General features: G+C 45.0%; 20 protein-coding genes. 9 read left to right on the plus strand and 11 right to left on the minus strand.

What is annotated here, in order from left to right:
- The first annotated feature begins 34 nt into the window (after positions 1-34).
- The 5 genes from GXP65_RS09920 (at position 35) to GXP65_RS09940 (ending at position 5,333) form a co-directional block, all read left to right on the plus strand.
- Positions 35-850 (plus strand): TauD/TfdA family dioxygenase, encoded by an 816-nt coding sequence (locus GXP65_RS09920; RefSeq protein ID WP_162092701.1) that lies wholly within the window; start codon positions 35-37, stop codon positions 848-850.
- Between the two features lie 560 nt (positions 851-1,410).
- The gene (locus GXP65_RS09925) at positions 1,411-2,079 is read left to right on the plus strand and encodes a PAS domain-containing protein (protein WP_038889944.1); all 669 of its coding nucleotides are present in this window, start codon (positions 1,411-1,413) and stop codon (positions 2,077-2,079) included.
- Positions 2,080-2,103: 24 nt separating this feature from the next.
- Entirely contained in the window at positions 2,104-2,487 is a 384-nt protein-coding gene (locus GXP65_RS09930) for a RidA family protein (RefSeq protein WP_005431102.1), read from the plus strand.
- 40 nt (positions 2,488-2,527) lie between these two features.
- On the plus strand, positions 2,528-3,934 hold the full coding sequence (locus tag GXP65_RS09935; RefSeq protein ID WP_038885039.1) for a cation:dicarboxylase symporter family transporter: 1,407 nt from the start codon (positions 2,528-2,530) through the stop codon (positions 3,932-3,934).
- Between the two features lie 76 nt (positions 3,935-4,010).
- Positions 4,011-5,333, plus strand: coding sequence for a CoA-disulfide reductase (locus GXP65_RS09940; protein ID WP_162092702.1), 1,323 nt, complete (start codon positions 4,011-4,013; stop codon positions 5,331-5,333).
- Between the two features lie 79 nt (positions 5,334-5,412).
- Here GXP65_RS09940 and GXP65_RS09945 read toward each other — a convergent pair whose 3' ends face one another.
- The 3 genes from GXP65_RS09945 to GXP65_RS09955 all read right to left on the minus strand — a co-directional run bounded on the left by GXP65_RS09945 (position 5,413) and on the right by GXP65_RS09955 (position 12,525).
- Positions 5,413-6,372: a hypothetical protein gene (locus GXP65_RS09945; protein WP_162092703.1), complete on the minus strand. Its 960-nt coding sequence runs from the start codon at positions 6,370-6,372 to the stop codon at positions 5,413-5,415.
- Positions 6,373-6,376: 4 nt separating this feature from the next.
- Complete coding sequence (locus GXP65_RS09950; protein ID WP_162092704.1) at positions 6,377-9,883, minus strand: T6SS effector BTH_I2691 family protein; 3,507 nt, start codon at positions 9,881-9,883, stop codon at positions 6,377-6,379.
- 278 nt (positions 9,884-10,161) lie between these two features.
- Positions 10,162-12,525 carry a YgiQ family radical SAM protein gene (locus tag GXP65_RS09955; RefSeq protein ID WP_162092705.1) on the minus strand — a complete coding sequence of 788 codons (2,364 nt, stop codon included), beginning with the start codon at positions 12,523-12,525 and terminating at the stop codon, positions 10,162-10,164.
- 412 nt (positions 12,526-12,937) lie between these two features.
- Between GXP65_RS09955 and GXP65_RS09960 the strand changes: the two genes are divergently transcribed.
- From GXP65_RS09960 to GXP65_RS09970, 3 genes are all read left to right on the plus strand, one after another.
- The gene (locus tag GXP65_RS09960) at positions 12,938-15,394 is read left to right on the plus strand and encodes an EAL domain-containing protein (RefSeq protein WP_162092706.1); all 2,457 of its coding nucleotides are present in this window, start codon (positions 12,938-12,940) and stop codon (positions 15,392-15,394) included.
- 88 nt (positions 15,395-15,482) lie between these two features.
- The gene (locus GXP65_RS09965) at positions 15,483-16,193 is read left to right on the plus strand and encodes a hypothetical protein (RefSeq protein ID WP_045369257.1); all 711 of its coding nucleotides are present in this window, start codon (positions 15,483-15,485) and stop codon (positions 16,191-16,193) included.
- A gap of 184 nt (positions 16,194-16,377) precedes the next feature.
- The gene (locus GXP65_RS09970) at positions 16,378-16,578 is read left to right on the plus strand and encodes a DUF4250 domain-containing protein (protein WP_005445023.1); all 201 of its coding nucleotides are present in this window, start codon (positions 16,378-16,380) and stop codon (positions 16,576-16,578) included.
- 23 nt (positions 16,579-16,601) lie between these two features.
- Here the strand turns inward: GXP65_RS09970 and metR are convergent, their stop codons facing one another.
- Positions 16,602-17,513, minus strand: a complete 912-nt coding sequence (gene metR, locus GXP65_RS09975) for an HTH-type transcriptional regulator MetR (protein WP_010649441.1) — start codon at positions 17,511-17,513, stop codon at positions 16,602-16,604.
- Positions 17,514-17,777: 264 nt separating this feature from the next.
- Here metR and metE point away from each other — a divergent pair, with 264 nt between their 5' ends.
- A complete protein-coding gene (metE, locus tag GXP65_RS09980; RefSeq protein WP_162092707.1) occupies positions 17,778-20,060 on the plus strand; it encodes a 5-methyltetrahydropteroyltriglutamate--homocysteine S-methyltransferase in 2,283 nt (760 codons plus the stop codon).
- A gap of 95 nt (positions 20,061-20,155) precedes the next feature.
- On the opposite strand, the gene GXP65_RS09985 is transcribed toward metE, so the two are convergent.
- The 7 genes from GXP65_RS09985 to luxM form a co-directional block, all read right to left on the minus strand.
- Positions 20,156-20,557 (minus strand): GspS/AspS pilotin family protein, encoded by a 402-nt coding sequence (locus GXP65_RS09985; RefSeq protein WP_038889955.1) that lies wholly within the window; start codon positions 20,555-20,557, stop codon positions 20,156-20,158.
- A gap of 3 nt (positions 20,558-20,560) precedes the next feature.
- Positions 20,561-20,857 carry a YciI family protein gene (locus GXP65_RS09990; protein WP_010649447.1) on the minus strand — a complete coding sequence of 99 codons (297 nt, stop codon included), beginning with the start codon at positions 20,855-20,857 and terminating at the stop codon, positions 20,561-20,563.
- Positions 20,858-20,977: 120 nt separating this feature from the next.
- The gene (gene yciA, locus GXP65_RS09995) at positions 20,978-21,373 is read right to left on the minus strand and encodes an acyl-CoA thioester hydrolase YciA (RefSeq protein WP_010649449.1); all 396 of its coding nucleotides are present in this window, start codon (positions 21,371-21,373) and stop codon (positions 20,978-20,980) included.
- 143 nt (positions 21,374-21,516) lie between these two features.
- Positions 21,517-22,089 carry a septation protein A gene (locus GXP65_RS10000; RefSeq protein ID WP_162092708.1) on the minus strand — a complete coding sequence of 191 codons (573 nt, stop codon included), beginning with the start codon at positions 22,087-22,089 and terminating at the stop codon, positions 21,517-21,519.
- 129 nt (positions 22,090-22,218) lie between these two features.
- The gene (locus tag GXP65_RS10005; RefSeq protein ID WP_045369252.1) at positions 22,219-22,461 is read right to left on the minus strand and encodes a hypothetical protein; all 243 of its coding nucleotides are present in this window, start codon (positions 22,459-22,461) and stop codon (positions 22,219-22,221) included.
- Between the two features lie 94 nt (positions 22,462-22,555).
- Positions 22,556-25,105: a hybrid sensor histidine kinase/response regulator gene (locus GXP65_RS10010; RefSeq protein WP_045369250.1), complete on the minus strand. Its 2,550-nt coding sequence runs from the start codon at positions 25,103-25,105 to the stop codon at positions 22,556-22,558.
- Positions 25,098-26,297 (minus strand): acyl-homoserine-lactone synthase LuxM, encoded by a 1,200-nt coding sequence (luxM, locus tag GXP65_RS10015; RefSeq protein WP_162092709.1) that lies wholly within the window; start codon positions 26,295-26,297, stop codon positions 25,098-25,100. Before luxM ends, GXP65_RS10010 begins: the two co-directional genes overlap by 8 nt.
- Positions 26,298-26,399: the final 102 nt, after the last annotated feature.

Consider the following 26,399-nt stretch of genomic DNA (forward strand, 5'->3'; position numbering starts at 1 on the left):
TAGTCTGATAAGAATCAACATCAAGAGAGTTGTAATGATAGAGATTGAGCCAATCACTCCGCATATCGGTGCGCGTATTCATGGCATAGATTTGGCCAACTGCAATGCAGAAGATCTGGAAGCAATTTATCAAGCCCTAACGGAACATCAAGTTATCTTTTTTGATGGTCAAGCTATGTCGCCTGAGCAGCAGTTAGAACTTGCTCAGTACTTTGGGGAATTGGAGCCTGCTCATCCCTTCTTTCCCAACGTCGCGTCCTCGCCTCAAGTCAGTATTATTGAAACCACCAAAGGCAATGCGCCACTCGAGAGTTACTGGCATACCGATTTAACTTGGAGAGAGCAGCCTTCTAAAGGGGCGATTCTGCATGCTCAACACGTCCCGAATACTGGCGGAGATACGATTTGGGTTTCTATGACTGCCGTTTTTGATGCGCTCGACAATACGATGAAAACGAAGTTAAGACAGTTGTCTGCAACCCATTCTCTTACTGCCTTTGAAGAGGTTGCTGAGGAAGATATTGAGCTTGATTGGCATCATCGACTGCTTGAAGTTTCTCATCTACATCCACCCGTTGTGCACTCAGTGATAAAAATACACCCGGAAACGGGCAAGGAAACCCTATTTATTAATGAGCAGTTTACTCGTCATATCAATGAAGTGGGGCATACGGAAGGTAAGCAGCTGTTAAACGAATTGTTTGCGATTGCTCGTCAGCCTGAATATCAAGTTCGGTTTAAGTGGCAACCAGGCTCTGTAGCGATTTGGGATAATCGTTGCACTCAACATTACGCGGTCATCGATTATGGGGACCAACCAAGGAAGATGCATCGCGTCACTTTTGTTTAGTTAAACACATTTCTAATCAACGCTTAATGTACTTCAAGTCGGGTTTCCACTTGCTCGGCTTTTTCTTCTCAATTTCTTCTATTTCAACTTTTTCCTTAATCACTGCGTCTTTTCCAATCTTATTTCGTCTTATAGGCATGGAATGGAATTTAAGTCGCTGGTGATGGTGATGGTGATGGTGATGGTGATGTTTTATTCATCTAATGTCCTTTTGAGAGTGCTGTAATTGACGTTGATTTTATAAATCGAGTTGCGCTTCAAATCGATTGTTACCGTATTTGGTTCTTACTGATTTTCAGAACTTGTTCTAGATCATTAAAGTGTTCAAAAATGCAATCTTTGGTTTTAAATATTTAAACTTTGATGAGGTTTAAGAAATTAAACCCAATTCATATGTTTTTAGTGATCGTGCTCAACTATTGTGCGTGATTTCGATCAATTCTTCGATTTTTGACGGTGTTTTAAGCGCATTCTTTAGGTTTACAGAAGTTTACTCTGTATTGCTCAACTAACTCGAAAGGAGTACTTTCCAGTCATTGAGTTCAAAAATGTAAACCGAAATGATGAGTGTAAAGCAAGTTCGATTCACCGACGAAGACAGAGAATGTTTAAGCAACTACTTTCGTTTAGCAGACACGATTGCCGATTTGATCGGACCGTACTGTGAAGTGGTTATTCATTCATTTGAAAGCTTAGAAAATTCAGTCGTGAAGATCGTGAATGGGCACCACACTGGCCGCGAAATTGGCTCGCCTATCACCGATTTGGGTCTACGTATGTGGAGCACATTCGAGAAAACGGGCGAGGTCTCTCCGAAGAGTTATTTCACTAATGCAGCCGATGGCTCGCTACTGAAATCGACCACTTGCATTTTGGCTGGTCCAGAGCAAAAGCCGATAGGCATGCTGTGCATCAACATGAACTTATCTTTCCCATTCCCTGAAATCGTTAAAACACTGATGCCGCAATGCAATGTATCGCAAACCCTAGTCAGCGAAACGTTCAGCAACAACGCGAATGATGTCATCAAACAAGCGTTGAGTGCAGCGACGCAAGAAGTGGATCAAGACGAGACGATTTCAGCAAAAGGTCGTAACAAAGCCATCATTCGCTGCCTGTTTGATAACGGCGTATTCGAGCTTAAAGAGACGACAACACAAGTATCAGAGCAACTTGGGATCAGCCGTCAGGCGGTTTACAAGTTTATCCGTGAATTTAAATCAGAATAAAATTAATAACTTAGGAGTTACATTGTGAAACAGATCATTGCCACGCAGCAAGCACCAGCAGCTATCGGCCCTTACTCTCAAGGTACAGCTTATGGCGAAATGGTTTACACATCAGGCCAACTACCACTGGTTCCAGAAACCATGCAGTTTGTTGAAGGCGGCATCAAAGAGCAAGCTCGTCAGTCTCTAGAGAACTTAAAAGCGGTTCTAGAAGCAAGCGGTGCGGGCCTAGACACAGTATTGAAGACAACATGCTTCCTATCAGATATGGAAAACTTCGCCGCATTTAACGAAGTGTACACAGAGGTATTTGGTACAGAAAACGCACCTGCTCGCTCTTGTGTTGAAGCAGCAAGACTACCAAAAGACGCATTGGTTGAAGTTGAAGCCATTGCATACAAAAAATAACCGATTTTCGGACATAAATGGGTATCAATAGGAGATTCTCATGAGCGTTTCATTTATTGGATTGAGCATCCTGTTCTTTGGGTTCTACGCATTACTTGCGAACTTCAAAAAACAAAAGAAAAGCTTTAACTTCCGCGTACTGAGTGCGCTTGCTGCTGGCTTGTTATTCGGCGGTGCAATTCAGCTCGTATTCGGCGTAGGCAACGTTGCAACGGCAGGTTTTGCTGAACTGATTTCTGTGTTCGGTAAAGGCTACATCAAGCTTCTACAAATGATCGTAATCCCACTAGTATTTGTGGCGATGATCTCTTCGATCATGAACGTAGAAGGCGGCGGTGCACTATCGCGTATCGCACCAAAAATCATCGGTATTCTACTTTTCACTTGTGCTATCTCTGCGGCAGTGGGCATCGCAAGTATTTACCTATTCGGTATCGATGCAAACGCACTAGTGAGCACAATTGGTACCAACGGTGCGATTGAAGCTCGTGGTGATGCACTAGTAGCGACGCAAGATGCAATGGCGAGCAGCGGTCTGTCAGGTATGGCACTGTCAATCATCCCAACTAACATCTTCGACATGCTAACGGGCTCTGAGCGTACTTCAACACTATCAACAGTATTGTTCGGTATGTTCCTTGGTTACTGTATCCTGCAAGTGAAAAACCGTAAGCCTGAGAAAGTGCAAAACTTCGTTGATTTCATCAACTCTGCAAAAGAAGTAGTACTTTCAATGGTACGTGAGATCCTGAAGCTGACGCCTTACGGTGTATTTGCTCTGATGACCACGTTCATGATGACAAACGATTTGTTCGCACTAGCAGAAATGGGTCGCTTCCTACTAGCAAGCTACGTGGCAATCGGTGTAATGTTCGCTATCCACTTCGTGATGGTGTCTATGTTCGGTCTGTCTCCTGCGAAGTTCATGAAGAAAATCTGGCCAGTGCTAGTGTTTGGTTTCGGTTCTCGCTCAAGCATGGCAGCAATCCCACTAAACGTTGAAACTCAAACTCAACGTCTAGGTGTGGACGAAGAAACAGCAAACATGTCAGCAACATTCGGTACCAGTATCGGTCAGAACGGTTGTGCGGGTATCTACCCAGCAATGCTAGCTATCATGGCGGCTCAAGTAATGGGTATGCCAGTTGACCTAGGCTTCATCGTACAACTGATTGCTGTCATCGCGATTGCTTCATTCGGTATCGCAGGTGTTGGTGGCGGTGCAACGTTCGCAGCAGTAGCGGTGCTAACTATCATGGGTCTAGACATTACGGTTGTGGCGATTCTGGTTTCTATCGAAGCGCTAATCGACATGGCTCGTACCGCGCTTAACATCTCTGGCTCAATGTTGTCAGGTGTACTAACCGCGAAGAAGAATGGCTCACTCAACACTGAGCAATACAATGCTGACGTTACTGCAACAGTAACAAAAGAAGCAGCAGTGTAATTTCCAAACTTAATAAAGAGCACCCAACGCGGGTGCTCTCCGTTTTTCCTGAGTTCAGGTTATTTAGGTAATAAATATGAAAGTTGTTGTCGTAGGCGGTAGCGCTGCAGGTATGAGTTTCGCAGCGAAATACAAACGTAATCAGCCATCGGATGAAGTGATTGTGCTGGATAAGCGCGATTACATCTCGTTTGGTGCGTGTGGTTTACCTTACTTTGCTGGTGGCATGTTTGATGACACTGAGCGCATGATTTCTCGAACGCCAGAACAAGCGATTAAATCTGGTTTAGACGTGCGCATTGAAACTGAAATGGTGGCACTAGACCGCACAGAAAAGCAGATCAAAGTTCGTCACCAAGGCGAAGAAAGCACCATCAATTACGATATGTTAGTGATTGCCACTGGCGCACGCCCAATCGTGCCATCGTTCGGTGAGTTCAACCCAGAGCACGTATACACGCTAACCAGCATGGAAGATGGTTTGGCAGTAAAAGAAGCGCTTAAGGACAGCAACAAACAACGCGTTTGTGTTATCGGCGGCGGCTTTATCGGCCTTGAAGTGTTCGATGCAGCGCACCTACTAGGTAAACACGTCACCATCATTGAGCGCGAACAACACGTGATGAGCCGTCAGTTCAGCCCAGAAATGATTGAAGTGGTAGAAGGCGCGATTCGTGAATCTGGCGCTGAGCTTAAAACCGGTTGCAGCGTATCAGCCATTCGCGACGCAGAGCAGGGCGGTTACATCGTAGAAACCGACAACGGCAATGTTGAAGCAGACGTTGTGATCATGTCACTTGGCTTTAAACCAAACACAGAAGCGTTCGAGTTACCAAAAGCAGCGAACGGCGCATTGCTAGTCGATGAGTTTGGCGCAACAGAAGATGCACACATTTACGCTGCTGGCGACTGTGCCGTGGTTCACCATATGGCGCTAGGCAAATCAGTGTATGTTCCACTGGCAACCACTGCCAACAAGCAAGCGCGCATGATGGCTGACAAACTTGCAGGCAAAGACACTTACATGAGTGGTTTCTTAGGCTCGTCTTGCTTGAAAGTGTTGGACTACGAACTTGCATGCACAGGCGTATCGGAACTTCTTGCTAAAGAACACGGTTTGGAAGTGAAGGTTTCAACCATTTCAGATAAGAACCAAACCGACTACTACCCAGGTCAAGAAGACATTAAAGTGAAGCTGGTTTACCACCCAGAAACCAATGTATTGCTTGGCGGTGAAATCGTTGGCAAGAAGGGCGCTGTAGGCCGAATCAATGCACTCGCTGTTGCCATCACTGCGAAGATGACCACACAGCAACTAGGCTATATGGACTTCTGCTACGCACCACCATTCGCACGTACATGGGATGCACTGAACGTTGCAGGCAACGTAGCGAAATAATATAGCTATCCACGTAAATCAAACAAAGCAAAAGGGCTCCAGAGTTGTTTCTGGAGCCCTTTTTAATGCTTGTTGTGAACTATGAAGCGGGGGTAGTTTGTTGTTCACCAGCCGCTTTTAAGCGTTCGATTTCAGATTCAGTTTGCCATTTTCCGTTGTAAATACGTCGCCATTCAGGAAGCGGGGCGTTTTGAGCCCTAAGGTCAAAGGTATCGGTTACCGGAAATTCAAGGCTACGAGAAGGGATATCTTCAATTCGAGGCTCAGGTCTTCCTTCAAAAAACGCTTTATGGTCTGGAAAATCAATACATTCAATGCCGTACTTGTTTGAAAGAGTCTCTAACATTGCATCAAGGTCTTGAACAGTCCTAAAGAATATGTAGCTATAACCACGAGTTTGAGCTCTGAAGACGGTATGCTTCTCTAGGTTCCATTTGGAACACTCGTCATACTTGTGGTAGAAGCGAATCACTTTACGCTTTTTGTTGTAGTAGGCGAACAGCCAATCCTCACGTTCGCCAACTTTAATTTCGGCTACTTCATCTGGTTGGCGTTTAAGCATTTTAAAGGAAACCAATATAAAGGCACCTGCGCCTGCTAGCGCCATTGGGCCAACAAGTACGACCATTAATATACATACGATAGCACCAATCCAACCGACAGCTTGTGTAGCATTGTTCATCCAACGCGGCACAGTACTTTGTGACTTAATGACAAAGCCTTTATCAGATAAGGTATAAGTATACCTTTTGACAAAGTTGAGCCTCAAAAGAAAATATATAACTGACGTGGATAAACAAAACCCGCTAGCTAGAGTTAGTGCGGATGATAAATTGTTTAAATCAGCAAGTACGAAAAAGAGAATAATGAAGATAGCTGCAGGAATCGAAGTCATCTTCAAATAAATGTATCTAGAAGCTTCTTCGACATTTTTTGTTTGCCAGTTTTTAAAGCCTTGACCAGAAGAAATCTCATGCTCTTGTGCCTCTTGGTAAGCAGCAAGCTCTTCTGGGGTGATGTAAAATGGTAAATAGGCCAAAGGGTTACTCCTGTAAGCTAAGTTCACTAACACTCGAGTTCAATGAGCTTATGATTGCTGCTTGTTTAGTATTGTCTGAAATTGCTGTATAGGTTGCACGTTGTTTTGCACTGTTTTGGAACCAGTACTTACGGCTTGATTCGCTTTCATCGTCTAGGATGTACTCTATCTCCAATGCTAAGTAGTCAGTCGAGCCTTTGATGGGTAAATTCAACTTATAAATACTTTGAGAATCTGAAGAGTTAGTCGAGCTAGTCAGGGTTTCCAATTCGACTCCTGCGTGCCAAACACCTGATATCAATTCCTCTTCAGTTGCCGCAGTATTTGTTCTGAATTTGATTCCGTTTCTTGCTGCACTAATTGGGAGCTGAATATGTAGTTCAATACCAGATAACTCCTGTTTCACTGCTGGATATTGGGTTTGTGAATTAGGCGCTACTCGCAGTATCGGCTGTTGATATATTGTTGGTTGTTCCATAATAGTGTGCAAATCAAATAGTGCTTTTTGAACGACTTCTGAATTGTGCATGTTTCTTTCTAATAACACTTCAGAACGACTCCATCTTAATCGATTTGCGCTATAGCCCCAGGGTAAATTATCTAACCACTTCTGGTATTCATCTAGTTTATTTTTGTTCCTAATGTAGTTATTCAGTAGATAAATTGCTGTAGCAGCTGCTATGACAAACATCATCGGCCAACCAAAGGTAAAAGTTGTTGTTAGAGCCCCTGTCGCCCCAAGCACCTGAACTACACTAGTACCTGTTAGCGTTAATAATGAGTAAAAATTGATGCGCTCGAAAATTTGCTCTTGACCTGTGAGGTTATCAATTTTGAACCAAGAACGGTACGCTTCTATACCCGAGGCTAGGGCTCCGAGAGCTCCTGTGATAGCAAGCCATTTATTGAAGACCTTTAGATCATCAATTGCCAGGTTTTCATAGCCTTCTACTTGATTTGAAACTAAAGACTTTAACGTATTAAATGATTTTTTTCTGAGCTTGTCATTTCCTTTTACTTGGTTCCACAGTTTACCCGTACGAATCCCCGTCCAAGCGTTGGCTGTATATAAAAGCTTTTGCTGGATATCTAAAAATTCATCTGAGGACATTAACCCAGTGTCTTGGATACTACTCATGGCATCACCAAGCGCGATGCAGTTAAATACTAATGCCATAAAGCCTAGGCCACCTGCATTCTCGAACAGTTTATTCAAATCATTGAGCTTATTAGTCACGAGTCGCATTCGCAGTTCGACGGTTTTTTGAGGCAGATCATCGGGTAATACAATACGCTGTGGGTACTCCAATGTAGCCACAGCGAGCGCCTTCTTAATAGCCTTTTTATTTTTTAAAGCTGCTGTGTATTTAGAGTCAGCTTTGCGGTTATTTTTCTGGAAGTCAGCAATGATTGCATCATTTTTTTCGAGCTTAATCAGATAATCATTTACGCGTGTTTTCCATTTTTTAAAATCGAGAGCGTAACCTTCTTTTATTGTTACGGGCATATTGTGTGCCATATGCTCTGCTATAACAGCAAACAAATAATAGCTATGGCGGTTCAGAGGTTTAGCAAAAACAGGCATCAGCATAATCGATGCTTGTGAAGTCATGCTAACGCCAAACTCTAAAACTCCTTTTGCAAGCGCACCTATTGCTGATTTAAAGATAATATCCAGCTCTTGGAAGCCTTTGGCGATATCTTTGAGAAAGTCCGTTTCCGCAGTGTTTGGGTTGGAAACAAAATCCATGATCTTAGAGTACATGCTCACACGGTTGCTTGTAGCAGAGATCTGGTCCATCAACTGATTATCAGCATCAGAATTTTCCGAGGCGATCGACTGTTCATTCTGCGCCTCAGTAATATTCTTCTCTATTACTTTAAATAAGCTTCGGCTGAACCCAGAGGCATAGAGAGCAAGTAAACTGGTTGGTTTCTCCCATTGGCTTTCAGCCCATTGGCGGTCTTCTTCTTGCATCACCAGAGTAAATGACTCAACCGCTTGTTTATGAAGTTGATACAAGCTGTACTGCGTATCTTCGCTGTATAGGTCGAAGGTTCTCTCGAGATGATGCGGTGTCAAAGATTCCATTACAGCAATAAAGTCCCTTTTTACCGAGACAACTTGGGCTAGCATGGTTTCTTTTTGTTCTGACAGCTCTTGCATCTCGCTCAGCATTTGCTTCCAGTTGAGCTGCTTACGCCAGCGTTCAGTCGCTATCCATTGTTCGTATTTACCAAATCGGCTTGCAGAAATTCGATATTTGTCCTGTATTGTTTTGGCAATGTCACTTTGGGTATGTTGGTGTGATTCAATCGCTCCAGCGGAAAATTTAGCAGGATAGCCTGATTGAACTGAGCTTTTATTCTGCTCTGCCAAATCAAGTTGGTTAGAGGAATCATAATACTCAGCCATGTCGGTATAAAACGACAGCTCTTCACTGTTACGCTTAACGCTAGCTGGCATGTCTATCTCGTCACTTGCCCCGAACATACACAGTTGCATGGCAGTCTGCATCAAGCTCCACTGGTTTGAAAACTGGTCAGTGAAAAGGCGGTATGGGCTTGCAGCACCAACAAAATGCAGCGACATATCTTGAATGTCTGCGGCGTAATCTTTTATCGCGACGAAGTAGCCCGACTCTTCTTCTGGAATCGCAGAGGTTAAGTCACCCTCGGCTGCGACAGGTTTAAAGATAGAACCATCTTCATCAGCTTTGGTAGCGATGCCAGAATCCGAAAAACGCCCATCATCAACGGCGGAAGATTCAATATCAGCCACTTGAGTTAACTTATCGATTGGTGCAATGTTGTGCTGATTCTCGTTTGCAGACAGAACAACAGTCTGCATGCGATCGATATGATTACTCGGATTGTTAAGGACGCGCATGAACATGTTCCATGTCCAACGGTGTTCAGAGTAACAAATCGACAGCACACTCCCGTCTTCGTAGGTAAGGAAAGGTTTTGCACCTTCTGGCGTCCCTCGCTGTTCGGATTCTGGGCTTTCCGACTCTCCTAGCTTGTAGAGCGTGAATTGCGTTCCTTTGATTTCGTATTCGTCTAGGCTTTTGTTGATTGCATCATAGACATACAACCAACCATCGCGAAGCTGACGCAGGGTGTAGCCAACGGTATTGAGTTTAGCTGGGCCTTGGCCTCTCCATTCTTCAGGCAAACCAAAAGGTTGTGTTTTTTCTGTTTCTAGCTGATCGATGGCGTAGCGAACAGGGATGAAATGTGCCGGTAAAGCCTCTGTTGGTTCTTTCTCGGTTTTTAAATTGAGAGGTTCTGGTTCAGACGGCGGTGGCGGATCGATTTTCTTGGTTTCTCCCTCCCAAAACATGCTGCGCTCTGGAGGCGAGCCAGCCATATCATCGGATGCGTTGGTTGGAACGGTATTCAGAGATTTCAACGTGCCATCGCTTTCAAATGCTTGAACAGCCTCTTCGTGGGTATAGCTGTTGTCGTGCCAAAACATCGAAGTTTTCGGGGGAAGTGGATTACTCATCGTCGGCCTATGTTTAAGAGTTTTACTCCATTAGGCAAATATCGCACCAAAATAAAATGACTAAAAATCAGTGGTTTAATTCTTTCCAGATTCTGCTTTAACCAAAAAGTTGTTTGTTTTTCCAATAAGTTGGTTGGCCCATACCATTTTTTGTATCGATAGGGCTTAAGGGAGTTAGAGCCTAATTGTGAGTTGTGATAGGGACTTTTGAGAGCTGCATACAAAAAAAGGCCCCGGAGTTACCTCTGGAGCCCTTTTAGTATTCAAGCCATGTTTAATTAACGGCGTTTAGGTTTGCGTTGACCCGCTGGTTTGCCTTGTCCTTGAGGACGACCTTGACCTTGTGAGCCCGCACCGTTTGAACGGTTTTGGTTGTTGCTACCAGGACGTGACCCAGTATTAGGACGCTGACCGTTTTGGTTGCCACGACCTTGGCCGTTTTGACCATCTTGCGCTTTACCTGAACCGTTGCGGTTGCCAGATGGCTTGCCGTCGCGAGAGCCACCTTCAGAGCGTTTGTTCAAGTGACCACCGAAACCCGGTTGATTCTTGGTGTGTTTGGTCGCAAAACGGTTTGCACCGTGACGACCAGACTTACGACGTTGTGCTGGTGTTTGCGCATCAATGTCTTCTGCCGGAACCAGACAGTTTGGCTTATCACCAATCAGGTGCTTCTTGCCCATGTTGATCAGTGCTTCGCGGATCATTGGCCAGTTCGCTGGATCGTGGTAGCGAAGTAGGGCTTTGTGTAGGCGACGCTGACGTTCACCTTTCGCCACTGGCACATCTTCACGTTGTTTGTACTTCACGCGTTTCAGAGGGTTAGTCTCTGAGTAGTACATCGACGTTGCGTTACACATTGGCGATGGGTAGAAGTTCTGTACTTGGTCACACTCGAAGTTGTTCTTCTTCAGCCATAGTGCCAAGTTCAGCATGTCTTCGTCTTCTGTACCTGGGTGTGCTGAGATGAAGTAAGGGATTAGGTATTGTTTTTTACCTGCTTCCGCGCTGTACTTCTCAAACATTTCTTTAAAGCGATCGTAAGTGCCCATGCCCGGCTTCATCATCAGATCCAGTGGGCCTTTCTCGGTATGCTCAGGTGCAATCTTCAGGTAACCGCCTACGTGGTGGGTCACAAGCTCTTTCACGTATTCCGGTGATTCAATCGCAAGGTCGTAACGTACGCCAGATGCGATCATAACTTTTTTCACGCCTTCTACTTTACGTGCTGCGCGGTAAAGATCGATGGTGTGCTTGTGGTCCGTGTTTAGCTTGTTACAGATACCCGGGAACACACAAGAAGGGCGACGACAGTTTGCTTCTGCTTTTGGATCGCTACAGCCAAGACGGTACATGTTTGCCGTTGGACCACCCAAGTCAGAAATCGTACCGGTAAAGCCAGGCACTTTGTCGCGGATTTCCTCCAACTCATTGATGATGGATTCTTGTGAACGGTTTTGAATGATACGGCCTTCGTGCTCAGTAATCGAACAGAAAGAACAGCCACCAAAACAGCCACGCATGATGTTAACCGAGGTTTTGATCATGTCGTAAGCAGGGATCTTTGCTTTGCCATACATAGGATGAGGAACTCGCGCGTACGATAGGCCGAATACGTAGTCCATCTCTTCTGTAGTCAGAGGGATTGGCGCTTGGTTTACCCAAAGTTCACGGTCACCATGACGTTGCAGTAGAGCACGACCCGAATATGGGTTGGTTTCTAAGTGCAGAACACGGCTGGCATGCGCATAAAGAATACGGTCATTGTGCAGCTTTTCGAAGGCAGGTAAGCGCACCGCTGTATTCGCAGCATCATGACGTGATGGGCGAATCGTGATTGGCTGTGCAACAGGCTCTTCTTTTTTGGTATCGCACTGAGTTTCCACTTCGTAAGGGTTCTTTGGTACGAACGCTTCTTTACGAGGTTTCTCAATACGAGAAGAATCGATAACGGTGTAACCTTCTGGCTCTGCTGGCAGGTTAACAGCAGTACCGCGAATGTTGGTCATGGTCGAGATGTCTTCGCCATCTGCAAGACGATGTGCAACTTCTACTAGGGCACGCTCTGCGTTACCAAAAAGAAGAATGTCCGCTTTCGCATCGAACAGCACAGAGCGACGGACTTTGTCTGACCAGTAATCGTAGTGAGCCACACGACGCAAACTTGCTTCGATACCGCCAAGAACAATAGGCGTGCCTTTGTAGGCTTCACGACAACGTTGTGAATACACCAAGGTTGCACGATCAGGACGTTTTCCGCCTTCGTTGTTTGGCGTGTACGCATCATCGTGACGAAGCTTTTTGTCCGCTGTGTAACGGTTGATCATCGAGTCCATGTTACCCGCGGTGATCCCGAAGAACAGATTTGGCTTACCAAGCTGCATGAAAGCATCTTTGTTGTTCCATTCTGGTTGAGCAATGATACCGACACGGAAGCCTTGTGCTTCCAGAAGACGACCAATGATCGCCATACCAAAGCTCGGGTGGTCTACATACGCGTCACCCGTGACAATGATAATGTCACAACTATCCCATCCTAGGGCGTCCATTTCTTTGCGGCTGGTCGGCAAGAAAGGTGCCGTACCAAAACACTCAGCCCAGTATTTTTTGTACTCATGAATAGGAGTAATGTCGTTGGTCATATTTTGCTCTCTGTTCCAGGGAGCGCGAATTATAGCGATTTGATAATCAGGTATCTATACCCAAGTCCCCATATCAAGCTTAGTTCAGTAAGTTTTATTGCTAGATGAAAATAACTCGCAATTAGGCTGGTGGTTTTTACTGCGTTATGTCCTTCAAAGCCTTATGGTTATTGGCTTTGCAGACGATGAAAATTTATTGTTGAGCAACAGTGTGCTTATCAAAAACTCTTTCTATAATTTAATTAAGTGCATGCTAATGCACACGTCATTTTGACTTTGAATATTGACCGAGCGTATCGACGTTCCAAATGGTGTTTGACCACTTTGCAATCATAAAACTACAGCAAAATCAGGCGACACCGTGGGTAGCCAATATTCGTATTCATGGCTGATACAAACTGGGGGCTAGGTTATGAGTGAATTAGTGTCTATTGCACAAGGAGAAGTGCAGCCCGCCTCCGGTCATTCTCAAGTTATCGATTGGTCTTACGATATCCAGACCCGAGAATTTGAATGTGACCAAAAGGGCATGATGTCCGCATTTGGTTTAAAGAAACCGATTAGCGGGTTGGATGAATTGCTGGAGCATATGTTGTTAGGGCAACAAGACGCTGCAAGAGAAAAAATTGCTCAGATAGAGCGTCATGGAGGGCATGGCAACTTGTCTTGTTGCTTAATGTCAAACGAAGCCATGCTCGTTCACGTCGATATGAGCTTTGAGCGCCTGAATGATCACATTGTTCAAGGTACCGTCATTCCTCAATTGACGATCACTGGCAGTGAGGAATTGGCGAAAATCCTCGAAACTATTTTTGACTTGCCCAATGTGGGGATATTGATTGCTGACCAAGATACTCGAATTCTGGGTTGTAATCGGGCTTTTGAGCAACAGATGGGGTACGAAAATCGCGATATCATCGGTTTGAAAACCAACATTTTTAGCTCGGACCATCATAGCCAAGCTTTCTACGACGACATGTGGGAGCAGATTGACCAAGCAGGCTACTGGAGCGGTAACTTATTAAGTCGCACTTCAAAAGGAAACCATCAAGCGCACCATTTGTGCATTTATCGTCTTAACTTTACGTCTGGTCGAACCCTGTATCTTGGCGTTTCGTCGGATATTTCTGCTTCTCTGCTTTGGATGAAGAAAGTGGGTGAGCAAACCCAACAATATTCTGCCTTTTTGCCTCCACGTGATGAGTTTGAAACGCAGCTTGGAAATTTAGCACGAGAAAACAGTAACAAAGATTTGAGCATTGTTATGGCTCTACGCCCCTGTTTCTCGGAAAAAACGGCGCTTGAACAGCAACTTGGGTTCGCTGATTTTTTAATGCGAAGTCGCCACGCGAGTATTGTGGGTCAGTTATCTAAAAATGTTTTCGCCGTCTGTTTGCAAACGCCTCGTTGCCAATGGCTCAGCCCTTTGAGATTGATTCAAATTGCATTGAGAGGCTTTTTTGTTGAATTAAGGAGTGAGTTGGGTTCGAGTATGCATGATGTCATTATTGAAGGGCAAACCGGGATATCAGTACTGGGTTACGATACTGACAACCCCAAGCATGCATTAGTCCACGCCGCGCAAGCGATGATCTCTTCTCGGTCTGATGACCAAAATTACTTCAGTTTTTATAACAGTGAATTGCACGATGAGTTGGTCAAGCGTTCCCATCTTGAAGCATTTTTGAGAGCGCAAATTGAGAGTCAACTTGTCGATGTGTACTACCAACCTATCATTGAGACTCGAAGTGGGAAAGTGGTGAAGTTTGAGGCGTTAGCGCGTTTTTATCATCAAAATACAACCTACGATACGCAGGAAATGATTGCGATGGTGGAAGATCTTGAATTGATTGCCGCCTTGGATGATGTGGTCTGTCGGAAAGCACTGAAGCAATTAACTCATATCCAAAAGATTTACGGCGAAGATGTTGGCTTAACCATCAATCGCTCGTTGAATACCAAATTAGACGCTCTCCAAGTCCTGCAAAGTTCTTTAGACTTAATTTCTGAGAGTGATGTGGACCCGAGTCGAATTACGATTGAACTGACAGAAACGGCGTATTTTGAGCAAGACCAAGAGCATACGGTAGCGTTGGAGGAGTTGCGCGGACAGGGTATCAAGATAGCAATTGATGATTTTGGTACTGGTTACTCGTCATTTTCTTACTTGGAGAAAGGGCATTTTGATCTGATCAAGATTGACCGCAAATTTGTTAAGAACATCGAAGAAGGCAGCACGAAATTCAACATCGTTAAGATGATGACTGAGTTGGCCCATAAGCTCAATGTAAAGGTGGTCGCGGAGGGCGTTGAGTCGGAACAGGAATTGAAAGTGCTAGCCAACGTTGGTGTTGATTACATGCAAGGGTACTTATTCTCTCAAGCGGTTCCTCTGGTTTTATTGGATAAGCCGCAATGCCACAAGCCGTTGTTTGATGGGATAGTGGTGAAACCAAATCATGATGAATCACTGCTCTCACTCAGTCATCGTGATGTGAGGCGTTTAGATCCCGGCGAGCCTTTGTCACTAGCGGTTGAATACATGAACCTTAGCCCCGATGCGCCCTTAGTTGTGATCAATGAAAGGCACTGTGTTGGTTTGATTACTAGGGAGCAGATCAATTTGCATTTAACACCCGCGATGGGGACGGATCTGGAATCGGAGCGAGAGAACCGTATCTGGAAGCGTCCGGTTAACCAAGTGATGAATACAGAGCTTGAAAGAGTAGATGCAAACCTGCCCGTCTCTGAAGTGAAAGCTTTAGTTAAAGCGAGGGTCAAATTCCCATGGATTTTATGTGACTCGCAAAACGAGTATCGTGGCTTGCTGACTCAAGAGGATGTGCTGGGTTATTTGGCTTCACTCTAATTGATGCTTACCCATGAGTAATAACTAAAAGCCATATTGGGTTTAGGTGGTTTGGCGGTAGGCGATTTGCTATTATCGCCACCCCAAAATGACTTTTGAGTTTGCATTCAACATGATTCAACAACTGCTGTTAACTTTTCCTCCAATGCTGTTTGGCGCGCAAGCGCTGTTGACCTTGCTGTTGATTAAGGGCGATATCTGTCCGGGTCAACGTGGTCGTTTGCACAAGATGTTGCCATCAATTGGTATTCTTTGGTTAGCAGTGGCTTCATTGCGTATTGAAGCCTTTATGGTCGTGTTCGCGATCTTCTATTTCTACTCTCAAGTTCAAACTAAAAAGACTCGTGAAAAAGGTCCGTTATGGGCACTGCATTTGGCGAACGGCTTGGCGTTTGCTTATGTGAGTATTCAAGTGTTCGAACAACCGCATTGGGCCGCTTCAGCGTCAATGGCACTGATGATCTTCTTCTTAGGTGCGGCATTTGCTCAGCTGCTTCTGGTTATTGCACGTAGCCGTCTGCAAGCTTTCCACCGTATTTTACCTGTGACCGGTGTGGTATCGGGGATGTTGTTGGTGGTGATGACTTTGTTTTCCACTTATCAATTGGATGAAGCGACACTAAACTCGGTCACGCAGCATATCTTGGCATCACTGGCGATGCTGATCATGGCAATTGTGGTTTGGTGCTGGCATATCTTTACTCATAAAGCACCGAACAAAGTTCAGTTAGCAGCGGCACTACTGCTTGCACTTGCTTCAATGACTAGCCTTCAAGGTCTATTTCAGCTAGGTGCGTAAGCCCTCTAGCATAACACTCCTGTCAGAATTCTTATCGGTGAGCTCGGGATTTAGATCTAGCTCACTTTCAAATCATTAGATTAAGTCTACGCTTTAGAGACAGCCTCTATTTGTTTAGAGCGAGCCAAGACGCATGTGCTCAACAGAATTGAGGTCGAATACCTTGTTTTAGAGGAGTGTCGCTATGGACTTAAGCAATGTGAGTAACTGGGACAGCATTATCTTGCTGGGTATCGTTAATGAAAAGCTGCGCTTAGAGTGCGACAGCTTTGAAGAACTGGTTTCCATGTATGAGATGGATGTGGAATCGGTGGTGGGCAAGCTTGATATGCTTGGTTACCAATATGACCCACTCACCAATCAATTCAAATCTTACGAACGCTAATCTCGTCTCTCTTTCCGAATTTTCTAAGCCATCTTGATGCCGTCAAGGTGGCTTTTGCATTGTTGGCGTGCGGTTGCAAAGAAGGCTTGCAAGTAACGCTTATCTTTTTCCGAGTTTCGTGTTGCTGCAAACAAGCGTCGCCATAACCCATCACCAAAAGGTTTACTTGTGATCAGCCCTTGGCGAGAAAACTCCGATATCGCCCAATTCGGCAATGCCGCTACGCCCAAACCCGCCGACACCATTTGGACCAGCATTAGGGTATTGTCTGCCTGTTTCCATTTGGCAGGTTCAATTCCTGCAGGTTGTAAGAAGTGTTTTACTACATCCAACCTTTGCTTCTGAACCGGGTAGGAAAGCATGGTTTGATCAGCCAGATCGTTTGGCTCAATGATGTCTTTGTCGGCTAACGGATGACTAGTGGAAGTAATCAGACGCATTTCGAAATCAAAGAGTGGTTCATAGTGCACTTCAGAGCGTGGTTGTATGTCGGATGTGATCACCAAATCCAATTCCCCTGCAAGTAAGGCGGGAAGCGGCTCAAAACCAAAGCCAGAGGAGAAATCAAGCGTGACACTTGGCCAAGTGAGTTGATATTCCTTAAGGGCAGGCATCAGCCATTGGAAGCAAGAGTGACATTCTATCGCCATATGCAAACGGCCATTTACGTCTTCTTTGAGGCTGGCAAGTTCGTTTTCGGCTCTGGCGAGTTTTGGCAACACTTCATCGGCGAGACGAAGCAAGATTTCGCCTTCAGACGTGAACTTTACCGGGCGGGTTTTTCGCAAAAATAGCTGTCCGCCAATACGAGATTCAAGGTCTTTGATTTGGTGTGAAAGGGCGGATTGCGTTAGGTGCAATGCCGTCGCGGTCGCAGTGAGTGACCCTGTATCTCTTAACGAGGTGAGGGTACGTAAGTGTTTCAACTCTATCATGAATCCCTTTCATCCTTATGTATCTGCCATGAGCTTTATTAACTTAACGAGAAAAAGTGGATATGTAAACGTCTAGACGTCTATTTGTTTTAATCTAGTGCGAGTGAGATCGCTCAATATGAAATTTTTTAATAAACAAGTTGAATAATTGGATGTTGTCCAATCCATGCGTGAGAGAGATAGTTTTAGCCATCCAGACATCTTGGTGAATTTTATTCCCGATGTACTGACCTCAATATCAGACACAGAATAAGGAATACGGACATGGCTACGACAACGCATATTCTTGGTTATCCACGCATTGGAGAAAAACGTGAACTCAAATTTGCACTAGAGAAATACTGGCGAGGCGAGATCGATCAAGCTGAACTTAAACAGCTCGGGGCTGGACTGCGCGAGAAAAACTGGAACACACAAACGGAAGCAGGTTTGAGCTTTGTAACTGCTGGCGATTTTGCTTGGTACGATCATGTCTTAACCACCACATTACTCTTGGGACACACACCAAAGCGTCACGCCAACGGATTCCCAGATCTAGACACTTTATTTAAAGTTGGCCGCGGTCAGTCTCAGTCGGGGTGCGGTTGCGCAGGTGCTGCGGCGTCAGACATGACGAAATGGTTTAACACCAATTACCATTACATTGTGCCTGAATTCAGCAAGGACGATGCGTTTGAAGTCAGTTGGCCGCAGTTGTTTGAGGAAGTGAACGAAGCAATCAAAGCGGGGCATAAAGTAAAGCCTGTACTGCTTGGCCCACTCAGTTATCTCTACCTAGGCAAGGAAGTGGAAGAGGGATTTGATCGTCTTACCCTGCTACCTAGATTATTGACAGCCTACCAAACGATCCTTTCTAAGTTGGCAAGCCAAGGAGTGGAATGGGTACAAATTGATGAGCCAATTCTTTCACTTGAACTTGAAGACAAGTGGACCGACGCGTTCAAATTGGCTTATCAAGTGATTCGCAGCGATGTAAAAGTCCTTCTGACCACTTACTTTGATTCGGTAAGTGACACACTCGATAAGATTGTCGAATTAAATGTCGATGGCTTACACATTGATCTATCGGCTTCACTAGAGCAATTGGATGAGGTGATTGCTAAGCTACCAGAACATTGGGTGTTGTCGGCTGGTGTCGTGAACGGCCGTAATGTTTGGCGTACGGACTTAAGCACTCAGCTTGCGTGTTTGCAGCCTGTAAAAGAACGCCTAGGTGACAGACTTTGGGTCGCGAGCTCTTGTTCTCTATTACATAGCCCGGTTGATTTAGACTTAGAGCCAGCATTGAGTGATGAAGTCAAAAGCTGGTTTGCGTTCGCTAAACAAAAAGTCACGGAAGTGGCGTTGCTCGGCCGTGCATTAGACGGAGACCATAATGCGATTCTAGCTTGTGATACCTACAGCCAACCTATTCAGGATCGCAAGACGGCGACTCATGTGAACAAACCACGCGTGCAAGAGCGACTCAATAGCATTACTGCGTCACTCACTCAACGCAGCGCTCCTTATGCAGAGCGTGCCGCCCATCAAGCTGAGGTACTTGGGTTACCATTATTACCAACCACGACCATTGGCTCATTCCCCCAAACCGGAGAGATTCGAGTTCAACGCAGTGCTTATAGAACAGGTAAGCTTTCAGATACGGAATATAACCAAGCGTTGAAAGGGCACATCGCTGATGCTGTGAAGCGTCAAGAAGCGTTAGACCTTGATGTCTTGGTCCATGGTGAAGCTGAACGTAACGATATGGTGGAGTATTTTGCAGAAAACTTGGCTGGCTTCCAAACCACTAAATTCGGCTGGGTACAAAGCTATGGCTCTCGTTGTGTAAAACCTGCCATTGTTGTGGCAGATATTGAACGTGAAAAGCCGATCACGGTTGAATGGTCTACCTACGCGCAGTCATTAACCAGTAAGCAGATGAAAGGCATGCTCACGGGGCCGGTGACAATACTATGTTGGACGTTCCCGCGAGAAGATATCACTCGTAAAGAAATTGCAGAACAGTTAGCGCTTGCACTTCGTGATGAAGTGTCAGACCTACAGGATGCAGGTATCAATATCATTCAAATAGACGAACCTGCAATTCGTGAGGGCTTACCACTTAAAAAACGTGACCATGACGCCTATCTACAATGGGCAGTGGATGCATTTAAGATCTCGGCAGCCAGTGCAAAACCTGAAACGCAAATTCACACGCACATGTGCTATAGCGAGTTCAACGAAATCATTGACTCCGTTGCGGCTTTGGATGCGGATGTGATAACTATCGAGACGTCTCGTTCTAATATGGAATTACTTAAAGCGTTTGAAGCGTTTAATTATCCAAACGAAATCGGCCCTGGTGTTTACGACATTCACTCGCCGAACATTCCGACACAAGAGTGGATTGAAGAACTGTTGAAGAAGGCTGCAGAGAAGGTGCCAGTACAGCGCTTATGGGTGAACCCAGACTGTGGTTTGAAGACGAGAAACTGGGCTGAGACAGAAGCGGCGTTAGCGAATCTGGTTTCGGCTGCGAAAAAGTTACGAACAGAGCTCGCGTAATGATTACTAGCGAATGGAAATAAAAAAGCGAGGACATTGAGCCTCGCTTTCTTCTTATCTGATTTCTTACTCATTCTAGTGAACGAATAAGCGCATTACTGTGGCTGCTGAGTTGCAGTACAAGTTTGTTCAGATACCAACTCATCCGCCATTAGCTGGCCACGTGAGTTGCGGATCTTAATACGGTACATCAAGCCCATATCAATCTGTTCGCGCACTGCTGGTGTATTGCAGTAAGTGTAAATACTGGTATTTACCACTTGGTTTAATGGCTTAGCACCCAGCGCATCGTCGTTGTAGATCATCATCATCTCAACCACATTTTTGTTGGATGAGATACGTAAAATCTTAAGTGGACCATATTCAAGCGGTAAGCCCGCTGAAAGTACACCCGCGCGGTTTGAAGCCATTAGCTCAAGTTGGCGCTGTTTATCATCATTTGATGAACAGCCAGCTAACGCACCAAATGCGAGGAAGAGACACAGTAATTTTTTCATAACTTAAAACACTTTCTTGAACGGTTTTACGATGACATTTTCGTAAACACCCGCCGCGATGTATGGATCGGCATCTGCCCAGGCTTGGGCTTCTTCCAAAGAAGAAAAATCTGCTATGACAGTAGAGCCAGTAAAGCCCGCTTCACCCGGATTATCAGAGTCGATGGCTGGCATTGGACCTGCTGTTAGTAAGCGGCCTTCGTCTTGAAGTTGTTGCAAGCGCTCAAGGTGTTGAGGGCGAACACTTAGACGTTTTTCCAGCGAATTCTCGACGTCCTGAGAAAAGATGACGTACCACATAGCATAGTTCCTTAATTGGTAGGGTAAAGTCTTAATTTAACGCCTTTTTTGTGCCACTCACAAGTAAACATGAAAAATTGTGAGACTCTTCTTAGCATTTCTGTTTTATTGAGTTATTCGTTACTTCTGAATTGGGCGTGGTTTGCCTTCGCTATCAATCGCAACGTAGTTGAACGTGGCATCACAAACCATGAAACGATCTTCGATACCGTGCTCTTTGATTGGCTTCACCCAGACTTCAAGATCAATGCTCATAGAAGTGCGGCCGATTTTGGTACATTCGCCGTAACAACATACAACGTCGCCGACTCGAACGGGTTTTTTAAAGGTGATGCTTGATACTGATACCGTTACGATTCGGCCAGAAGAGATTTCTTTAGCAAGAATACCGCCCGCTAAATCGAGCTGAGACATGATCCAGCCACCGAAAATATCGCCATTGGCGTTAGTGTCGGCAGGCATAGCAAGGGTGCGAAGCAGCAGTTGGCCGCGAGGGGATTGAATTTCCTGACTCATTTTGACATCCATTAAATCTAGCAACGCAGTCTGAGAGGGTTGCAATAAGGCAACGCCAAAAGCCCAGACAGCAAGAACAAAACAGCGACCTAAAAGGTCGCTGTGAATTATCAATATGAACGAATTATAGCAAAACTGAGTTTTTAATCATCAAGCGATACATCGGATGAGTTCTCTTTTTGCTCTTTCTGTTCTTTTGGCATGTGTTTGTAGATGTAGAAGCCCGTTGTAATCATGTAAGCGAACGTCGCAATCAACAAACCAAAGACTTTGAAGTTCACCCAAACATCCAATGGAAGCTCGAAGGCAACGTAGACATTCAAGCCAGCGCAGAACGAGAAAAAGGCGACCCACGCCCAGTTAATCTTGGTCCAAATCGCATCGGGTAAGGTGATTTCTTTGCCTAGCATGCCTTTGATTGCTGATTTGCCCATTGCGTGGCTTACGGCTAAACCAATCGCGAAGATTGCATAAACGATGGTCACTTTCCATTTTATGAAGTTTTCATCGTGCAGGAAGATGGTCATGCCGCCGAAGATGGCCACCATAGCAAAGGTGATCAGCTGCATTTTCTCGACTTTTTTGTATAGCGCGAACGTCAATACAATCTGAATAGCAGTCGCAACGATCAGGGCGCCAGTTGCAACGTATATATCGTACATCTTGTATAGGGCGAAGAAGACGATGAGAGGGATAAAATCAAGGATTTGCTTCATGAGGCAAACACTACCTAGTTGTTGAGTTGAGGACAGTCTAGCGAAATCTGAGGTAATGTGAACATTTATAGCGTAGTGAAAACAAAAATTGCCGTAATCAAGACGGCAATTTTTGGGAGAGGGTAGAGGTTACGCGACGCTTTGGTAGCGTGTGATCAACGTCTTTACGTCTTCGAGGTAACCCTCTCGTAATAGGTTGTCAACGGTGGCTTCCAGCTCGTCATGTGACATGGTGAAGCAGGTAGACTTTCCGGTCATTAAGTTAAGATACTGGTGATATTCTTCTTCTGTGTAATGACCCACGCGATCGAGCAAAAGTGTTTTAATACCGTGATGGATCAAGCCGTAATATGTGTGTCGATGAAGCATCATGTTCACTCCTTATCAAGCTGCTCCTCCATCCTGTAGAGGACTTGAATCTATGGATAATTCGATTTGTACTTCAGCAATGCATATCAGGTGCCAACTATTCTCTCTCAGCTTCAAAAGAGCTCGATGCAGTGTCTTTGTTCAACCAGTTTCCTAAAACATGACGCAAAGCGTTTAACGTTGTTGGCTTTTCAAGCCTACCGTCCATTAGCTTATTTATCATATCTAATTCGCGTTCTCCAGACTCTCCTGATAATGCGATAATCGGGGTCTGAGGAGACAGCTCTTTAATTCTTTGGCTTGCATCAAATCCATTCATAACAGGCATTTGTACGTCCATCAGAATCAAATCTACGTGGTTTGCCTTAAACACTTCGACGGCATTTTCACCGTTGTTTGCTTGTAAGCTGTTAACGCCAAGTTGGTTCAAATACATCTGAACCAGCGCACGTTGCACCTCTTTATCGTCGACGATGAGCACTGTTGGTGCTTGGTTATTCATTTGTACGTTGGACGCGACTTTATGTTCATTACTTCGTTTATTTTGCTTCCAATCGTTGAAGTAAGGCGTGCGTAATGTGTCTGCTTTTGGTGCATTCGGGACAACAGGGAAGTACAAATGAAATTCCGTGAATTCGCCAAGTTTAGACTCACACTCAATTCTGCCGCCAAAAGAACGCATTACACGCTGGCAGTAGCCCAAACCTAAGCCGCTGCCGCCGCTCTTTTGGTAAGAGAAAAAGTCGTCAAAGATCTTGTGAGAGATGGTTTCATCGATACCCGGGCCAGTGTCGCGGAAAATCAACGTATTCTCGTAAGGGCCCGTTTTCGTGCTGATCTCAATTTGACTGTCTGGATACGAGTCAAAATAGTAAATTGCGTTACGAATCAGGTTGAAAATGACAAAGTTAAATAAGGTCTCATTGAGTTTTGCCACAAAATCAGTGTGCTGCGGCAGACGAATCCTTTCGATGATTTTCTCATTTTCAAAACCGTAATGGCTGACAGCTTGGTCGACGGCTTTATGAATCGAGGTCATAGCGATAGGTTCGTGCTCTGGCGAGCTGTCACTCACTTCTCGCAAAATGATATCGATGAGTTGGCGACCGCGCTGAATTGCGGCTTGGCCATTTTCAATATCTAGTTTGATCTGTTCAACGGGCGCATGATTCTCAATATGCTGCTTCAATGCTTCAAATTGCAACTGAACTTGAGCGAGAGGGTTACGCATTTCGTGAGCAATAGAGTTAGCTAGCGCACGGCTTTGTCGAATACGGCGATCCGCTTCAATGGTACTTTGTACTCGAGTAAGCAAGGTTTGAACTGCTGAGATTTCCTCGTTCGAGAACATTTGGTTGTTGCTTTTGTGGGGAGAAACCAATAAGTGCGTAACCGATTTACCTTGCCCATACAGCGGCATAACCAAAGCGGTGTTGTTTGAGCTCATTTTGTCATACAGCGCCTTCATTGAGCGCTTTGCCGATACCTTGTATTCGAGCTCTTCAGAGAGTTCATCAAACACCAACACCGAGCGGTTTGATGAAAGGTACTCTTCGTAAAAGGTTTCGTTGTAGTTACTGGTTACGAGGCGTAGTTTGTCATTGGGAATTTGCAGCAGCTTACCCAGACGGCGCATCGCATCATCAATAGAAAGCTTAAAATCCTCTTCAAGGGACAAGATTTGCTGTACTGGTGTTTTCTTGTCGCCATATATCAAGAACGATGCATATCGGCTGACCTTTTTATACAAAAGGTGCCAAGTAATCCCAATAAGGGCGCAGATAGGTGTGGCGATAAGCCACTGATTACTGTCCGTAAGTGGGATAAATATTGCGCCTAAAGGCAGAACGAAAATAGCACAGACCAGCAGCGCGCTAAGAGCGAGGTAAGCAATGTACTTTACGCTGTAGAAGCGGGAGGTCAGCAGTGCATAACCAACAAAGAGCATTTCACTTATCGACAAGGCTGGTGGTAACCAAGTCAACGAGAAATCTCCCATAAAGTATGTCATACCAAGATGAATAACTGCCGTCGAAAGCATGAACACCAAGATACCGGCGATCATGTAGTTGGTCTTGGCTAGAGTCAGCTTACTGCTGTTCGTACGCATGGCGACAAGATTGACGAGAGTCAGAACAACAAAGCTAACGAGGCCGATAAAGAAATAAGAGGTATGCGGGCCAAACTCGATGACGAATTGACTTGGGCCGACAATATCGACGTGCTCTACGGTCAAACCGGGACGCAAATTGATAAACAGCGAGTACACAGTTAATGAAACAAAGATGCCTTGCTGCCATCGGTGTACTTTGCCTTTGCGTTGCTCCGCCGCTAACTGGCATGAGAAATAGTAGGCAAAAGCAAATGCGAAGAAGGAAGCGAGGTTGGCAAACTTAGCCATGAACATGCCAGCCGAAGCTCCGAGCTCGGGCAGTAAATCGGTATGGAAATAAGCATTGCTGCTGATCCACGCAATGATACACACCGAGTACGCAATATAAGCTGCGTGGTGAGTACCAAAGATCACTTCATTTTTTTGCTTAAGTCGATAGCAGTAATAGAAGAGCCACATCATGACGACAGCCACGGTCGCGAGAAGCGTAATGGCTTTGGCGTAGACGATAGCCTCTAGGCTAAAATCAAACATGCTCATCCCTTTCTAACGAACCGCGTTTTCTGCTCGCTCGAACAGCACGTTTATAACCACGAAAGTCGATGTTACTGAACGCTTTGACCATCATTTCAAAATTCCAGAATCCACGGTAAGTCTGTTTGCCATCGTCATTTAAGTCGCAGTATCCCGAATGGAAATACGCCTTCGCATCGATAGCTCGATAAAAGTTGAGCATGAAAGGTTGCTCGATAATAGTGAAGCCAATTTTGTAACCTGTCTGATGCAATACACTCATCAACTCTTTCTGAGCGAGGTAGAGGAAGTAGAGTTTTTGTTGAGCGTTTCCACTTACGGTCAGGCGCAACACTTCGCAAACGGCTTGTGTATCGGACAATTGTAACTTGAATTCGTTATCAAATTCTGGGAGAGAGTAACATTTTAACAGTGTTGAGGGTGTAAATAGCTGTAAACGCGTAAATTCAGAGTAGCCATAACTAGGAAAGCAGTAATGCCATTGCTCATTACTAAACTGTGGCGCGTAGCTGAGCCAAGTATCGCGAATAGACCAATCCTGAATAAGCGCGGAAGCCACCAGAGTAGGGCAAGACTCCTGATCTGGGTGTTTAAGTACGATGAAGTGCTTACCAACTTGAGACAAAGACAATAGCGACAGCATCTCGTACCACTTTTCACCTTGTATAAAAAGCTCAAGATTACTCAATGCGATCGCATCACTGAGTGGCATTGCCTGCGGGTGGCTTGGGATTTGTACCATAAGTTGAGTGTCTTCTACTCGCTCAACTAGAGCACCATAGTAAGCACTGTCTTCAAAGAGAAGCCGTGGAGCTGGTGATTCGTTTTCCTTCAACGGAAACTTCGCTTTAATAGCGGCAATCTCGCACTCACACCAGAAGTCCAGCCAATGCATAAAGCACTGACCAACGACTTTTTCAAGCAAAGCAGCTTCTTCGGACAGGGTGCTAGGATATCGTTCAATAAGGTCACGATAGTCCATCAACTCAAAGATAATGGAATAGCTTTTGTTAGCATGTTCAGGAAAGAGAGCGATCAGTTGGTTTTTACGATAGTCCGTAATTGCCTTAAAAAGCTCCGTTCGTTCGTGTGACTGATAAGTGCGGATCACAAGATCGATCAGCACTTGCTGTTTTTTTTCGATAGGCAAACTGTTAGCCGACAGCGAGCCTAAAGACAACATTAATTTCATGGGGTCAACCTAGCCTAGGTTTATGGTTTTTTTATTTATGCCGCTCTTATATCACTTGAGAAAAAATATGCCATTAGTTTCTATTTAAACGGTTACGTAAGG

Source organism: Vibrio sp. LB10LO1, assembly GCF_010092875.1.
In the GTDB taxonomy this organism is placed as follows: domain Bacteria; phylum Pseudomonadota; class Gammaproteobacteria; order Enterobacterales; family Vibrionaceae; genus Vibrio; species Vibrio campbellii.

What these genes read in the sequence shown, in the direction of transcription:
- GXP65_RS10010 (WP_045369250.1), bottom strand. Translation starts at nt 25,105, where the DNA reads ATGTTTGATTTTAGCCTAGAGGCTATCGTCTACGCCAAAGCCATTACG.
- metR (WP_010649441.1), bottom strand. Translation starts at nt 17,513, where the DNA reads ATGATAGAGTTGAAACACTTACGTACCCTCACCTCGTTAAGAGATACA.
- GXP65_RS10005 (WP_045369252.1), bottom strand. Translation starts at nt 22,461, where the DNA reads ATGATGCTTCATCGACACACATATTACGGCTTGATCCATCACGGTATT.
- GXP65_RS09925 (WP_038889944.1), top strand. Translation starts at nt 1,411, where the DNA reads ATGATGAGTGTAAAGCAAGTTCGATTCACCGACGAAGACAGAGAATGT.
- luxM (WP_162092709.1), bottom strand. Translation starts at nt 26,297, where the DNA reads ATGAAATTAATGTTGTCTTTAGGCTCGCTGTCGGCTAACAGTTTGCCT.
- GXP65_RS09935 (WP_038885039.1), top strand. Translation starts at nt 2,528, where the DNA reads ATGAGCGTTTCATTTATTGGATTGAGCATCCTGTTCTTTGGGTTCTAC.
- yciA (WP_010649449.1), bottom strand. Translation starts at nt 21,373, where the DNA reads ATGAGTCAGGAAATTCAATCCCCTCGCGGCCAACTGCTGCTTCGCACC.
- GXP65_RS09940 (WP_162092702.1), top strand. Translation starts at nt 4,011, where the DNA reads ATGAAAGTTGTTGTCGTAGGCGGTAGCGCTGCAGGTATGAGTTTCGCA.
- GXP65_RS09965 (WP_045369257.1), top strand. Translation starts at nt 15,483, where the DNA reads ATGACTTTTGAGTTTGCATTCAACATGATTCAACAACTGCTGTTAACT.
- GXP65_RS09985 (WP_038889955.1), bottom strand. Translation starts at nt 20,557, where the DNA reads ATGAAAAAATTACTGTGTCTCTTCCTCGCATTTGGTGCGTTAGCTGGC.
- GXP65_RS09950 (WP_162092704.1), bottom strand. Translation starts at nt 9,883, where the DNA reads ATGAGTAATCCACTTCCCCCGAAAACTTCGATGTTTTGGCACGACAAC.
- metE (WP_162092707.1), top strand. Translation starts at nt 17,778, where the DNA reads ATGGCTACGACAACGCATATTCTTGGTTATCCACGCATTGGAGAAAAA.
- GXP65_RS09955 (WP_162092705.1), bottom strand. Translation starts at nt 12,525, where the DNA reads ATGACCAACGACATTACTCCTATTCATGAGTACAAAAAATACTGGGCT.
- GXP65_RS09970 (WP_005445023.1), top strand. Translation starts at nt 16,378, where the DNA reads ATGGACTTAAGCAATGTGAGTAACTGGGACAGCATTATCTTGCTGGGT.
- GXP65_RS09990 (WP_010649447.1), bottom strand. Translation starts at nt 20,857, where the DNA reads ATGTGGTACGTCATCTTTTCTCAGGACGTCGAGAATTCGCTGGAAAAA.
- GXP65_RS09920 (WP_162092701.1), top strand. Translation starts at nt 35, where the DNA reads ATGATAGAGATTGAGCCAATCACTCCGCATATCGGTGCGCGTATTCAT.
- GXP65_RS09960 (WP_162092706.1), top strand. Translation starts at nt 12,938, where the DNA reads ATGAGTGAATTAGTGTCTATTGCACAAGGAGAAGTGCAGCCCGCCTCC.
- GXP65_RS10000 (WP_162092708.1), bottom strand. Translation starts at nt 22,089, where the DNA reads ATGAAGCAAATCCTTGATTTTATCCCTCTCATCGTCTTCTTCGCCCTA.